Source organism: Chitinivorax tropicus, from assembly GCF_014202905.1.
GTDB lineage: Bacteria > Pseudomonadota > Gammaproteobacteria > Burkholderiales > SCOH01 > Chitinivorax > Chitinivorax tropicus.
The window spans coordinates 68406-81450 of record NZ_JACHHY010000006.1; the positions used below are offsets into that span (position 1 = coordinate 68406).

The 13045-nt window shown below is 54.8% G+C and carries 11 protein-coding genes; 7 read left to right on the plus strand and 4 right to left on the minus strand.

The genetic code is table 11. From position 1 onward, the window contains the following. Positions 1–107: 107 nt before the first annotated feature. Positions 108–572, minus strand: coding sequence for a hypothetical protein (locus HNQ59_RS06155; protein WP_184036573.1), 465 nt, complete (start codon positions 570–572; stop codon positions 108–110). A 625-nt stretch (positions 573–1197) separates the two neighbouring features. Here HNQ59_RS06155 and HNQ59_RS06160 point away from each other — a divergent pair. From HNQ59_RS06160 to HNQ59_RS06185, 6 genes are all read left to right on the plus strand, one after another. Continuing rightward, positions 1198–2397, plus strand: coding sequence for an aminotransferase class V-fold PLP-dependent enzyme (locus HNQ59_RS06160; RefSeq protein WP_221320193.1), 1200 nt, complete (start codon positions 1198–1200; stop codon positions 2395–2397). A gap of 310 nt (positions 2398–2707) precedes the next feature. Next, positions 2708–3652: a homoserine kinase gene (locus HNQ59_RS06165; RefSeq protein ID WP_184036579.1), complete on the plus strand. Its 945-nt coding sequence runs from the start codon at positions 2708–2710 to the stop codon at positions 3650–3652. After that, the gene (locus HNQ59_RS06170; protein WP_184036582.1) at positions 3643–4218 is read left to right on the plus strand and encodes a sigma-70 family RNA polymerase sigma factor; all 576 of its coding nucleotides are present in this window, start codon (positions 3643–3645) and stop codon (positions 4216–4218) included. The genes HNQ59_RS06165 and HNQ59_RS06170 overlap by 10 nt, the downstream gene beginning before the upstream one ends. Then, complete coding sequence (locus tag HNQ59_RS06175; RefSeq protein WP_184036585.1) at positions 4215–4394, plus strand: zf-HC2 domain-containing protein; 180 nt, start codon at positions 4215–4217, stop codon at positions 4392–4394. The genes HNQ59_RS06170 and HNQ59_RS06175 overlap by 4 nt, the downstream gene beginning before the upstream one ends. Positions 4395–4732: 338 nt before the next feature. Continuing rightward, complete coding sequence (pulA, locus tag HNQ59_RS06180) at positions 4733–7825, plus strand: pullulanase-type alpha-1,6-glucosidase (RefSeq protein ID WP_184036588.1); 3093 nt, start codon at positions 4733–4735, stop codon at positions 7823–7825. A gap of 326 nt (positions 7826–8151) precedes the next feature. Continuing rightward, entirely contained in the window at positions 8152–8304 is a 153-nt protein-coding gene (locus HNQ59_RS06185) for a hypothetical protein (protein ID WP_184036591.1), read from the plus strand. Positions 8305–8734: 430 nt separating this feature from the next. On the opposite strand, the gene HNQ59_RS06190 is transcribed toward HNQ59_RS06185, so the two are convergent. Continuing rightward, the gene (locus tag HNQ59_RS06190; protein WP_184036594.1) at positions 8735–9688 is read right to left on the minus strand and encodes a hypothetical protein; all 954 of its coding nucleotides are present in this window, start codon (positions 9686–9688) and stop codon (positions 8735–8737) included. Positions 9689–9895: 207 nt separating this feature from the next. On the opposite strand from HNQ59_RS06190, the gene rarD reads away from it, so the two are divergent. Next, a complete protein-coding gene (gene rarD / locus HNQ59_RS06195; protein WP_343074209.1) occupies positions 9896–10789 on the plus strand; it encodes an EamA family transporter RarD in 894 nt (297 codons plus the stop codon). 3 nt (positions 10790–10792) lie between these two features. On the opposite strand, the gene HNQ59_RS06200 is transcribed toward rarD, so the two are convergent. Further along, positions 10793–11107 (minus strand): hypothetical protein, encoded by a 315-nt coding sequence (locus tag HNQ59_RS06200; RefSeq protein WP_184036597.1) that lies wholly within the window; start codon positions 11105–11107, stop codon positions 10793–10795. A 122-nt stretch (positions 11108–11229) separates the two neighbouring features. Next, positions 11230–13011 (minus strand): ABC transporter transmembrane domain-containing protein, encoded by a 1782-nt coding sequence (locus HNQ59_RS06205; RefSeq protein ID WP_184036599.1) that lies wholly within the window; start codon positions 13009–13011, stop codon positions 11230–11232. Positions 13012–13045 lie beyond the last annotated feature (34 nt).

Here is a 13045-nt window from a genome sequence, read left to right on the forward strand (position 1 = left end):
CGAATATGGCCGCCAAAAACGCCCTGAGCTGTTTTCGTGCACATCCCCACGCTGATGATCACCGAAAATGCGAGGGGATCCAGAAGCAGGTATTGGTGACGTGTCGCTTAAGCTACTGCCGCCATGGGGAGCGGTGCGCTACGCTTGCCGTGATGTCTGACGAACAGCGTGATGTCGACCGGTGAATCAGTATGCAACACGCGCCTTAAAGCCGGGAAGAACCCACCTTCGACAATCAAGCCCACTGACCCGGCAAAACGATCACTGCCATCCAATAGATAGAAGGCTGGGCGGTTGCGGGTGGCTTCTCGGGTGGGCAGATCAGCTGCCACCGTGCGAATCCGACCGGAGATATTAGGGAGATCCAGCCCGCCTTCGCGGTTGCGCTGCACGCGGTGCGCCGCAGACAGCATACACTGGCGAGCCGCCATGTCGCGCTCTGTCAGCTGTCCGTTCAGCAGCAACTGGTAGGTACCGGGTGGTAGCGAAGCGCCCAAAGTGCTTTGTTTCAGCCGGTAGCGTTTGCCATTCCAGATCAGGTAGTGTCCGTCCAGTTCCATGGTGATTGGCATGTCGAATCCTTCCTTTACTTCTGGGCAAAGTCAGCCTCTGGGCTGCGCCTGCCACAACCAGTGACAACATTGGCCGCACGACATGCTGTGCTGCCGAGCTGTAGGCATCGTAGCAAGAAGCGCGAGCGAGGGATAGAAAAAATTAACTATTTTTAATCTAGCAGTACTTGCAAAAACTTGCATTGCGTGCTTAGGAATACACTTTTCCGAAATCGTGAATTCCCCACATACGCTGCTGACAAGTTGACGTCATGATGACGCAAGCAATCTGAACCATTACTGAAAATGCATGCGATCACAGTGGCCTGGTAGCGGATCAGGCGATAAGAATTTTTCTGGAAACGTTGTTTTTCATATCAGGGCTGCAGGGGCGTGGCCTGATGCACAGCGGGTTGGTAGGCGGCAGGGCCTGCACGCAGGCTCATTGCCCAAGCCTAGGGGATGGAAAGTGTCGGCGCGGAGCAAGCTGTCAAGGCGGGCGTCAAGGCCATTCGAATCAGCTATATACGGCAGGTGGCGTGAATCCTGACTGCATGCTCTAATGCTGGGCTGAGCAGCAGGTAGGTGGATTTCTCTGGATTGATAGCTGGCCTTAACCACACTTTGAATCATGATAGGTAACAATATGCCTTCTTTTCCCAAACCATCAGACTTATTCCAATCATGGGGGTTGAACCCGGACTTCATTCATTTGAATCATGGCTCTTTTGGTGGTACACCACGATTCGTGATCGAGAAGCAAAAGCACTATATGGACTTGCTTGAGTATGAGCCGGTGGATTTCTCGATCAGAAAATGGTTTCCGCTCTATCACGCCAATAAAGAGGCCTTGGCTGAATTCATCGGCGCCAAACCACATGATATTTATCTGGTGCCCAATGCCACGGTGGGTGTGAATCATGTGCTGCACAATACCAAGGACACCAATAAAACCTGGCTGACCACCAATCACGCCTACGGTGCATGTCAGCATGCCCTGCAGAGAATTGGCGGGGCCAAAGGCAATGAAATCGTCAAAGTCACGGTGCCATTCCCCTTGCAGTCAGAGGACGACATTCTGGATGCAATCGAGAGCGGCATTACGCCGGATACGACGCTGGCATTGATTGATTATATTTCGTCCGGCAGCGCGATCATCTTCCCGATCAAGAAGATCATCGAACGATTGCATGCCAGAGGGGTCAAGGTGCTGGTGGATGCAGCCCACGCTCCAGGCATGGTGGATCTGAATGTGGATGCGTTGGATGCAGACTATCTGGTGGCCAATTGCCATAAGTGGATGTGCTGCCCGAAAGGCTCGGCATTCGTCTATGTCAACCCTAGACATCAGGCGGAATTCCACCCTGTGCTCTACAGCTTTTTCAATGATTGGGATGTGGACAATGCACGGCACTGGTCAAACCAATTCATCTGGGAAGGTACCCGGGACTATAGTGCCTATCTGTGCATCAAAGACACGATTGAATACATGGCGACATTAGTACCGGGGGGATGGCCGGAAATCATGGCGCGTAATAGAGCGCTGGCTATTCAAGGCGCCAAGCTGATCGCAGATAAATTGGGTGTGTCTCTGCCTGTGCCAGAATCGATGTTGGGTTCGATTGTCACCATCCCGCTCTGGGACGATAAAGTGCCCACCAAGTGCTTCCATTATTATTCAGACCTGAAAAACAAACTGTATGACACTTATCAGATCGAAGTGCCTTGTATGCTATTCCCCAAGGCGCCAACCCAGCATATGAGGGTATCTGCTCAGCTCTACAACAGTCTGGCGCAGTATGAATACCTGGCAGAGTGTCTGCTGGAGATCAGGCGGGGAATGTAAGCACCTTGCCCGGGGTGCTTGCTGGCCGGGCCGGCTCGAATCAGTGGTCAGCGCGATCGATTCGGGCTGGGTCGACCTGCCTGTCAGGGGGGCTTGGTAGCTGACTGGCCCCGGTGGTGAACGGGATGGGCCGATCAAACGCCCTAGGCAAGGTTGCTTGGCTATTGAATTGGGGAAATCGATAGGTTTGAATTGAAACCGATTGAAAATAGCCACTTGTCTGAGGCGTGCAGGTTCCTTGATGGAAAGGGAGCAGGCGTGCCTGCGGGGCATCTGGGCTATAATCCAAGCAAACAACTGGGTTAATGTCATGTCTGTATTCACACCTGTCAGTGCGGCCCAGATGGCCGAGCGGCTCAAGAATTATTCCATCGGAAGCTTGGTCGAGCTTCAAGGTATCCTGGCCGGCATTGAAAACACCAACTATTTTCTGACCACGACACACGGTCGCTATGTGCTGACTTTGTTCGAAAAGCTCAAGCTTCATGAGCTGCCGTTCTATATCAATCTGATGGCGCATCTGGCCAAGCACGGCGTGGCCTGCCCCGCGCCGATCGCGGATGTCCGTGATACGTATCTGGCCGAGCTGAATGGGCGGCCTTCATGTATCGTGACCTGCCTGAAGGGCGAAGCCGTGATGGCACCCGAGGCTTTGCATTGTGCCCAGATCGGTGAGGTGTTGGCCGAGATGCACATGGCGGGCCAGACTTACGATGGTCGGATGTCCAATCCGCGCGGCCCAGCCTGGTGGACAGCCACTGCGCCCGAGGTCTACCCCTATATGTCTGCCGATGCCGTGCATGTGTTGCGAGACGAGGTGCGTTTCCAGTCGCGCCATCGTTTTGACAAGTTGCCTACTGGCGCCATCCATGCAGATCTGTTCCGGGACAATGTATTGTTTGACGGAGATCGCATCGGCGGCGTGATCGATTTCTACTTCGCGTGCAACGATCTGTTGCTTTATGACGTAGCTATCACCGTCAATGACTGGTGTGTCACTGATGATGGCGATATCGACTCAGACAAAGCCAGGGCGCTACTGGCCTCCTATCACGCAATCCGGCCTTTCCGTGATGAAGAGGCCGATAATTGGGGCGTGATGTTGCGTGCGGCGGCGCTACGGTTCTGGGTGTCTCGACTCTATGACTTCCACAAACCACGGCCATCCGAACTCAATAAACCCAAAGATCCGGCCCATTTCGAGCGCGTGTTGAAAAAACATGTCGCACGCGACCCTTCGAAATTATGGCTCTAGACTTGGCCCAACTGGCAGTGCACCGATCGTATCTGGTGCGCTACGCCATGCTGCAATTACGTGACGAAACCCAGGCTGAAGATGTGGTGCAAGAAACACTGTTGGCCGCGTTGCAGGCGAATTTCTCCGGGCAGTCGTCGATCAAGACCTGGCTGACCGGCATTCTCAAGCATAAGATCATTGATCTGATCCGTAAGAAAAGCCGTGAACCGGGCCTGCCGGATGATTTCTCAGACGTGGTGGATACGGGCGATTTCGACCCGCTTTTCAGCGACAGCCATCATTGGGACAAGGAATCGATGCCCCATAGCTGGGACCAGACGGCGCAGTCGATCGAGGATCGTCAATTCTGGGCTGTGTATGAAGCCTGTTCACAGCAGATGCCCAAGCGTGTCGCACTGGTATTTTCGCTGCGTGAGGTGATGGGCCTGGAAATCGACGAGATCTGTAAGCGTTTGGAGATCACTTCGACAAATTGTTCGGTGATTCTTTATCGGGCACGTATGAGCCTGCGCTTGTGCCTGGAGAAGAATTGGTTCGGTATCGCTGGGAGGGACGCCTCATGATGGCCTGCAAAGAAGCCACCCGTCTGATGTCGCAAGGCATGGATCGCAAGCTGACCGTGGCTGAACAGGTGAGTTTGAAATTGCACTTGGCTCTTTGCCAAGGCTGCCGCCATTTCAACCGGCACATCCATTTCATCCGTCACGCGGCCCGTCGCATGGTTGATCGAACCGATTGACTTGGCACCATACGCTGCCATTCGTCATGGAGAGCCGGTAACAAAGTTACCGGCTCTTTTCACATCCGCTTGCACCCGGCTCAACTCAGTCATGCAGAGGCTAAATCTTATTGGTAAATAAAATCAATATCTTATATTTGATCTTCTTCAATCGCACAAATTATCAAATTCGCAAATTAGAGCAAAAGTACAATCCGGTGCTGCCTTCATGAATTTGTCATGACGGTGAGGGTGACAACAAAACCTAACATAGGTGTGCGATTGCCAGATCCGTTGAGGGTTGTATTCGATGGCCGATGGCTGGGCATGCTTTACAACCAGAAAGCGAGGGATTGGACATGGTTTCTACACATCATCTGCTGATGCAGGTACGCCCATTGGTTGCAGCTGTCGCATTGGCTGTCGGGCTGGCTGGATGTGGCGGGAGTGGTTCTTCGGACGGGGGCGGCAGCACGCCACCACCGACGCAGGGTACGGCGACACCGATTGCTGCGGCCACGATGCGTGTGCATTTCCATCGTAATGACGGTAATACCGCTGATTGGGGCGTGTACTCGTGGAGCGGGCCCAAGGAGCCCAAAACGAGCTGGCCGCAGGATCGGATCAAATTCACCGGCCAGGATGCATTCGGTGCCTATGTCGATATCCCCTTGGATGTGAGTAAATCCAAGCTGGAGTTTCTGGTGATCGATGGCAATGGCAACAAAAGTTGCGGTAGCGATCAGCACGCGCCGTTTGCCAGCGATATCGCAACCAAAGGCCAGGAGGTCTGGTTGCTTGAGGGTGACTGCAAAGTCTACGATAAGCAGCCCGCCTTCAGCGTAGGCAGCTTTGCCAATGCCGGGGCCATGTGGCTGAACCAGACCACCATTGCCTGGCCCGGTGCGTCTGCTGGTAACACCTATAAGCTTTACTACGCAGCACAGGGCGGCATCAAAGCCACGCCCGATGGCGTGAGCGGCGCAGATGGTGAGGTGACATTGCAAATGGTCGCCGCTGGCCTACCAGATGCATTGCGTCAGCAATTCCCGCACCTGGCGGGCACCACCGCCCTGATGATATCTGGGCAGGATGCCGCGACGGACACCTTGAAAGGCCGCCTGAAAGGGCAGGTGGTGATTGCGGAGTCCAATGCAGCAGGTAAAGTCATCAAGGCCACCTCATTGCAGACGGCTGGGGTGTTGGACAGCCTGTATGCTAATACAGCCCGCACGCAGACCTTGGGCCTGAGCTTCGATGCCAATCAGATCCCAACTTTTGCGCTATGGGCGCCCACCGCCAAGTCGGTCAAGTTGAATGTCTACCCTGAAAATGGTGCGCCGGTGACCGTGGACATGGTTGAAGACCGCAACACCGGCGTCTGGCGTCATCAAGCCAAAGATGCCAGTTGGACGAATGCAGCCTATTACACCTACACTGTCGAAGTGTTCAGCCGCTGGGCAGACAATCAGGTTGCCCATAACACGGTGACCGATCCTTACTCGGTGAGTGTGTCTGCCAACGGGCAGAAGAGCTTCGTAGGCAATCTCGACGCTACCGCATTGAAGCCCACAGGCTGGGATGGTCACGCAGTGCCTGCGTTGGCGGCACCAGAGGATATTTCGCTATACGAGCTGCATGTGCGGGATTTCTCTGCCACTGATACAAGTCAGCCCGCCAATCTGCGTGGCAAATACCTGGCCTTCACCAACACGAACAGCAATGGCGTGAAGCACCTGCGTGGTCTGCAACAAGCAGGTCTGACCCACATCCACCTGTTGCCGGTGTTTGATATCGCCACCATCGACGAGCAGGGATGTACCGAGACAACCATCCCCGATGCGCCTGCAGATTCCGACCAGCAACAAGCCGCTGTGCAGGCCAACAAAGCCAAGGACTGCTTCAACTGGGGCTACGACCCGCATCATTACAATGCGCCGGAGGGCAGCTATGCCACGGATGTCAATGATGCCAAGACCCGTGTGCGGGAATTCCGACAGATGGTGAAAGCCCTACATGAACAAGGTCTGCGGGTCGTGATGGACGTGGTCTACAACCACACCGCTGAGGCCGGGCAGGGAGATAAATCGGTGCTGGACAAGATTGTGCCTGGCTATTACTACCGGCTTGATAACCAAGGCAGCATTTTCAATTCCACCTGCTGCTCCAATACTGCCGCCGAGCATGTGATGATGGCCAAGTTGATGATCGATTCGACCAAGCAGTGGGCCAAGGCTTACCAGATCGACGGATTCCGCTTCGACATCATGGGTCACCACCCATTGGATGTGATCAACCGGCTCAAAAGCGAGACTGACACAGCAGCTGGGCGTGAGCTGTATTACTACGGTGAAGCCTGGAATTTCGGTGAAGTGGCCAATGACCAACGCTTCAAGCAAGCACGCCAGGACAACATGGCTGGTACGGGCATCGGCTCCTTCAATGATCGCCTGCGTGATGCGGTACGTGGCGGAGGCTGCTGCGACTCAGGCGAGGCATTGTTGAAGAGCCAGGGCTACGCCAATGGTATCTATCTGGATGGCAATGGCCATAGCAGTGAAGGCAAGGATGCCCTGTTGCATCAGGCTGACCTGGTGAAGTTGGGCTTGGCCGGCACCCTGAAAGACTATGTGCTGGTGGACAAGGATGGCAAAACCAAGCGTGGCAACGAGCTGTCATATTTCGACCTGAAAGCAGGCTACGCTGGCGACCCACAAGAAACCATCAATTATGTTGAGGCGCATGATAACCAGACTCTGTTCGACATCAACGCATTCAAACTGCCGGTCGGTACCAGCAAGGCTGATCGGGTGAGATCGCAGATCCTTGGCTCAGCAATTGTCACCTTGTCACAAGGCATCCCGTTCTACCATGCAGGCCAGGACATCCTACGTTCAAAAGCCCTGGATCGAGACAGCTATAACTCGGGTGATTGGTTCAACCAACTGGATTGGACATATACCAACAATCACTTTGCGATTGGCTTGCCAGTTGCAGAAAAGAATCAGGAGAACTGGTCATTGATCAAGCCGCTGCTGACCAATCCCCTATTGCAGATGGGTAAGGATGAGATTGAAACCGCACGCGATGTGTTCCGCGATTTCATGACCATCCGGCAAAGCAGTACCTTGTTCCGTCTGCGTACAGGTGATGATGTCAAGAACCGGTTGAGCTTCTTTAACGTCGGGCCGGACCAAGTGCCGGGTGTGATTGTCGCCCACCTGGATGGTGTGGGCTATGCCGGGGCCAATTTCAAGCGGATCGTCACAGTCGTCAACCCAGACAAAACTGCACGTGCAGTGGGCGCCGATGCGCTGAAAGGCAAGCTGTTGGCCTTGCACCCCGTGCAATCCGGCGGACGTGACCCATTGGTCAAAACGGCCAAGTTTGACGCCGCCGCAGGTGTATTCAACATCCCTGCCCGGACAGTGGCTGTATTTGTCGAAAACTAAGGTCGCATTGCTGCATACGTCATATTGGCCAAAAAGCCGCCCGACTGGGCGGCTTTTTTTATGCATGCCACAATCCATACATCCGGAAGACGAATGTATTTGTTTTAAAAAATAACAAAAGAGTAATGTGTTGAATTGAGTTGGCCTATTGAAAAGTTGATAGATATCAGTGGAGAAGTGATTGTGTAATGCGATGAATGATGTTATATAGACAGAAATGATATGCATAGACATATCTCGTAATATCTGTTTTACAGGATGGCTTGTTGATCCGATCCAACTTCTCGACAACGGGTGGCATTGACATGAGCGCAGGAAATCAAACAATGAGTGCGAGCCCACGTAGCTATAACAATTATCGACGCGGCAATCGTCGTTCGCGAAAGATTCGCAACTGGATGGTGACCGGAGGGCTGGTGCTGATGGTGCTGGTGGCGATGGCTGCCGTGCTCTACAGTATTACGCAATCGTATATGTAGCCGTTACTGACGTCGAAAATGGAAAAGCCCAGGCAGTGTAGACTGCATGGGCTTTTCGTTTTTTACGGCACGATAGATTGGGGGAATTCAGATCCATCTTCTTGTATGGCTTTCTCTTAGTTGATCTTCTCTGCGTCGATGTCTGCAGGTGCGTTTGGTGTCGCTGCCCGTAATGTAATCACGCCAGATAAATGTCCAAATACCACGCCATCGTTTCCAGGTCATCATGTTGAAGCACTCCTTGTGTTGTTGAAAGAACGTGAGGAGAGCTTCGCATTGATCCGGCTGCAATGGCAGGGCTGGCAGCATGCGCCAATTGATGACCAGGCAGTGTTTTTTTGCAATTGTTGCAACTGCGCTGGCATGGTGTTGCAGCCGGTGGAAAACCACAGGTCAGATCAAGGCCATCTGGGTCATCTATGCTGTCGGCTCAGTTTTGCGTGAATGCAGCACTCTCGGCCAGCCTCAATCGAACGAAGTCTGGCACCTGTGCTTCATCCACCAGATCGAGCGCTTGATATAGTGGGGAGGTCTTGAGCGTGTCGAAAAATGGCACGAGCGGCCAGCCATCTTCATCGATCTGCGTGTCCAGCGCATGCTGCCAGTCTGCATCCAATTCAGCCTGCCGGATCAATGCAACCGAGCGACAGAACAATCCGCGTTGTCCAACCAGGCCCAGACACAACCCGCTCATGGCCTTGATCTGGCGATCCTGCTGTAGCAGATTGGAGAAAACAGTGATCTGAAATGCCCGAGTCTCTCGCTCGAAGCTCTGGACGATCAACTGGCTGGATTTTTTGACCAGATAGCCACGAAAGACCTCGGTTACCTCTGGCGTGGTCACCAGGTTGGTATCGCTGTGTTTGCTGCCACCCATGCGGTGGATTTCCAGAGTGCGCATGGCCCCGGTTTTTTGATTGAAATAGATCAGCAACAGGCCCAGCACATAACGCCCCGGCCATACCACAGACGGGCGCCAGACTTGATAGATGCCGGGTGAGGCATCCCGTAATTTCTGGCGGGTGGTGCGGACGGACTCCAGCTCATGGACAAGGCTCCAGAAATATTGATCCGGGCTGCGTGCTACTTCCAGCTGATCCCGGACTTCATCCCAAAAGCCTTCTGTCACCAAGTACTGCAACAAGCGCTGTGCATCGTCAGTTTCCAGCTCGGCCTTGCCACTGCACCATCGGCTGAAGGTGAATTGTGAGGCACGTTGGATGATCTCGGCGCGACACAGTACTTTGAAGTGCAGCATATCCCGTTCATCTGGACGGGCTGCTTTACGGATCTGCTTGAATCGTTCGCGCAGGAAGTCCTGTCCATCTTTGGATAGTCGGCCAAACAAACGCTCGATCTCACTGGCTGCTGTGTTCTCTCTCATATCCATCGTTGCTGATCATCTGTTTGTTGGGGCGATAGAGCCTAGTGTGCCATTGTTTCTGTCTGATCTGAATGTCCAATTTGCTCAGGTAGGCTGGTGATGAGGTGTAACGGTAAATTGCGCCCCTTGCTGTGTCTGAATCGTGATGTCGATTGACGCTACAATGCCTGCTTACTCGACACCTTGACCTTGGCAGGTCGTTACATCGTGCCTCAACAATCCCGACTTGGTTTGCTGTTTGCGTTTGGTGCCTATTTCTGTTGGGGATTGTTCCCGCTCTATTGGAAGCCCCTTCAGCACGTTCCTGCACTCGAAATATTGGCCCATCGGGTGGCATGGTCGCTCTTGCTGCTGGCTGGGGTGCTGACGATCCGTCGGCATTGGTCGTGGCTTGACGGTGCGGTGCGTACGCCCAGGGTGCTGGGGGGCTTCCTCGCCTCGTCGGTTTTGCTGTCCGTGAACTGGTTCATCTACATCTGGGCAGTCAACGCGGGGCATGTGGTCGAAAGCAGCCTGGGTTATTTCATCAACCCACTGATCAGCGTACTGCTGGGCAGTCTGGTGCTGCATGAGCGTCTTCGTACCGCACAGCTGTTGGCGGTGTCGATCGCAGCACTCGGCGTCATCTGGCTTACCGTTTCCTTGGGCAAGCTCCCTTGGATTGCATTGGCGCTGGCAGTTTCATTCGGCATGTATGGGTTATTGCGTAAGGTGGCCAGTCTGGGCTCGCTGGAGGGGTTATCCCTGGAGACTATGTTGATCGGCGGGCCCGCAGTTGGGTTCTTGCTATGGTCGGAGTGGCAGGGCAGCGGGCATTTTGCCCATGTTGATGCCTTCACCAATGCCATGCTGCTGGGGTCGGGGGTGGTGACTGCCATACCATTGCTGTTGTTTGGGGCTGGGGCCCGCCAGCTGACGCTTACAACACTGGGGTTGATGCAGTACATTGCGCCGACATTGCAATTCCTGATCGGGGTGTTTGTCTATCACGAGCCCTTCAATCAAGATAAATTGGTGGGTTTTGGTTTGATCTGGCTGGCTTTGCTGCTATTCAGCGGCGAAGGGCTCTGGCGTAGCCGAAAACTGGCGATGGCGGGCTGAGAGTCAGGCAGAGGCTGCCATGATGACTGCGGTTTGTAGCGAACGGGCAACGGAAACTGCTCGATCCTTACGGTAGACCAGGAATTCTTCTGGCCGGCTGTTATGAAAGCGAATGGCCTCGACTCGGGCCTCTCGCCCGCGATAGTTGACCCGCCAACTGGTAGCACCGGTCTTGCTGACCTCGATGCCAGACAAGCCATCGGCGTTGAAGGTGATGGAGTCATTGACCTTCATGGCGTAACGATCTGTGTCGAATCGCGATAGGTGAGAAATACGTTCAATTTGTTTGATGCAATGTGTGCCAAAGGCAAAGCACATGGCAAATCGTGCTCCCTGAGCCGATATTATCAGGCTTCCTGTATATCGCTGTCCAGTGCGTTCTCAAGCCAAAAAATGCAAAGTCAGGGGTGATTGGTAACCCGGTGATCTACCGTTGCTGTTTATTGAACAATATTTTGCCTGGCGGATTCACCGAATTGCAGGGCAGCTAATTCGGCATAGAGTGGCGAGCTGGACAGCAGGCTTTGGTGGGTGCCCTCAGCTACGATCCGTCCTCCATCCAGCACAATGATACGGTCTGACTGCTGCACGGTCGCCAACCGGTGGGCGATCACCAGTGTCGTTCTTGATTTGGCGGCATTGTCCAAAGCCAGTTGAACCTGACGTTCGCTAGCGGCATCGAGCGCGCTGGTGGCCTCGTCCAGCAGCAAGATGGGCGGGTTTTTCAAGATGGCGCGGGCAATGGCGATGCGTTGGCGCTGTCCTCCGGACAATCGAACCCCCCGCTCACCCAGGAACGTGTCATAGCCATCGGGCAGCGCCTCGATGAAATCGGCTGCTGCGGCCAGCTCGGCTGCGTGTCTGATCTCCTCTATGGTGGCATCGGCCCGACCAAAACGGATGTTGTCGAAGACACTGCCAGCAAAGATCACCGTGTCTTGCAGCACGATGCCGATATGGCGCCGTAGATCGGCCAGGGCGAGTTGTCGTGTATCGACGCCATTGATGTGGATGCTGCCCTGTTGTGGGTCATAAAAGCGCAGCAACAGCTGGAACAGGGTCGTTTTGCCCGCGCCCGATGGGCCGACCAGAGCTACATGCTCCCCAGGGCGAATGTGTAAGGAAAACTGCTGCAATGCGGGGGTATTCGGGCGGGATGGGTAGGTAAAGTGGACGTGATCCAGCTGGATGCCGTCCCCATCTGTCGGCAGGGCAAGTGGCTGGCGGGGGGACTGGACGGGTGGCACCGCTGCGAGCAATTGCAACAGGCGCTCGGTGGCGCCTGCTGCCCGTTGCAGGTCGCCCCAGACCTCAGCGATGGCGCCGATCGCCCCCGCCGTGACAACCGCATACAGAATGAATTGAGACAGCTCGCCTGCCGTCATCCGCCCGGCAAGTACCGCCTGCGCCCCCAGCCATAGCACAAAGACGATGGCGGCGAAGACCATCACGATGACCACGACGGTCAGCCAGGCCCGTGCCTTGACCCGGCTCAGCGCGGCGAGAAAGGCAGTCTCGACCGAATGCCCAAAGCGTTGCCGCTCGTTTGGCTCTTGTGTGAATGCCTGTACTGTCGGCATGGCATTCAGGATTTCACCGGCCAGGGCGCTGGCGTCGGCAATCCTGTCCTGGCTGGCTTTTGACAAGCGACGAACCCGTCGCCCGAACAGCAGAATCGGCAGAATCACGACCAACAACGTGATCAAAATGTAGGCCGACAACATGGGGCTGGTCACGGTCAGCATGACCAGCCCGCCGATCAGCAATAGCGCATTGCGTAGGCCCATGGACAGGCTGGTGCCGACAACGGTCTGGATGAGCGTGGTGTCTGCGGTCAGGCGGGAGAGCACCTCGCCAGTCTGCGTGGTTTCGAAAAACTGTGGGCTCATGCCCAGGACATGGTCGTATACGGCACGGCGCACGTCGGCTGTGACCCGCTCACCCAGCCAAGACACAAAATAGAATCGCAGCGCGGTAGCCCCTGCCAATACCACCGACACCAGGAACAGGGCCAGAAAATATTGATCGATATGGCCACGATTGGCGGGGGCAAAGCCCAGATCGATCAGGTATTTGAATGCCACCGGCAGGCTGAGCGTGGCACCAGCGGCGATCATCAGGGCCAGGCCTGCCCAGACCCATTTTGTTGCATAGGGCTTGAGAAACGGCAGCAAGCCCAGCAACGGCGTAAACTTGTCAGAGGCGGGGGCGGATGTGGACATGTCGGCTTTCTGGTTGGTGGTGGCTGATCGGGCT

What these genes read in the sequence shown, in the direction of transcription:
- HNQ59_RS06200 (WP_184036597.1), bottom strand. Translation starts at nt 11,107, where the DNA reads ATGTGCTTTGCCTTTGGCACACATTGCATCAAACAAATTGAACGTATT.
- HNQ59_RS06155 (WP_184036573.1), bottom strand. Translation starts at nt 572, where the DNA reads ATGCCAATCACCATGGAACTGGACGGACACTACCTGATCTGGAATGGC.
- HNQ59_RS06165 (WP_184036579.1), top strand. Translation starts at nt 2,708, where the DNA reads ATGTCTGTATTCACACCTGTCAGTGCGGCCCAGATGGCCGAGCGGCTC.
- HNQ59_RS06160 (WP_221320193.1), top strand. Translation starts at nt 1,198, where the DNA reads ATGCCTTCTTTTCCCAAACCATCAGACTTATTCCAATCATGGGGGTTG.
- pulA (WP_184036588.1), top strand. Translation starts at nt 4,733, where the DNA reads ATGGTTTCTACACATCATCTGCTGATGCAGGTACGCCCATTGGTTGCA.
- HNQ59_RS06170 (WP_184036582.1), top strand. Translation starts at nt 3,643, where the DNA reads ATGGCTCTAGACTTGGCCCAACTGGCAGTGCACCGATCGTATCTGGTG.
- HNQ59_RS06175 (WP_184036585.1), top strand. Translation starts at nt 4,215, where the DNA reads ATGATGGCCTGCAAAGAAGCCACCCGTCTGATGTCGCAAGGCATGGAT.
- HNQ59_RS06185 (WP_184036591.1), top strand. Translation starts at nt 8,152, where the DNA reads ATGAGTGCGAGCCCACGTAGCTATAACAATTATCGACGCGGCAATCGT.
- HNQ59_RS06190 (WP_184036594.1), bottom strand. Translation starts at nt 9,688, where the DNA reads ATGAGAGAGAACACAGCAGCCAGTGAGATCGAGCGTTTGTTTGGCCGA.
- HNQ59_RS06205 (WP_184036599.1), bottom strand. Translation starts at nt 13,011, where the DNA reads ATGTCCACATCCGCCCCCGCCTCTGACAAGTTTACGCCGTTGCTGGGC.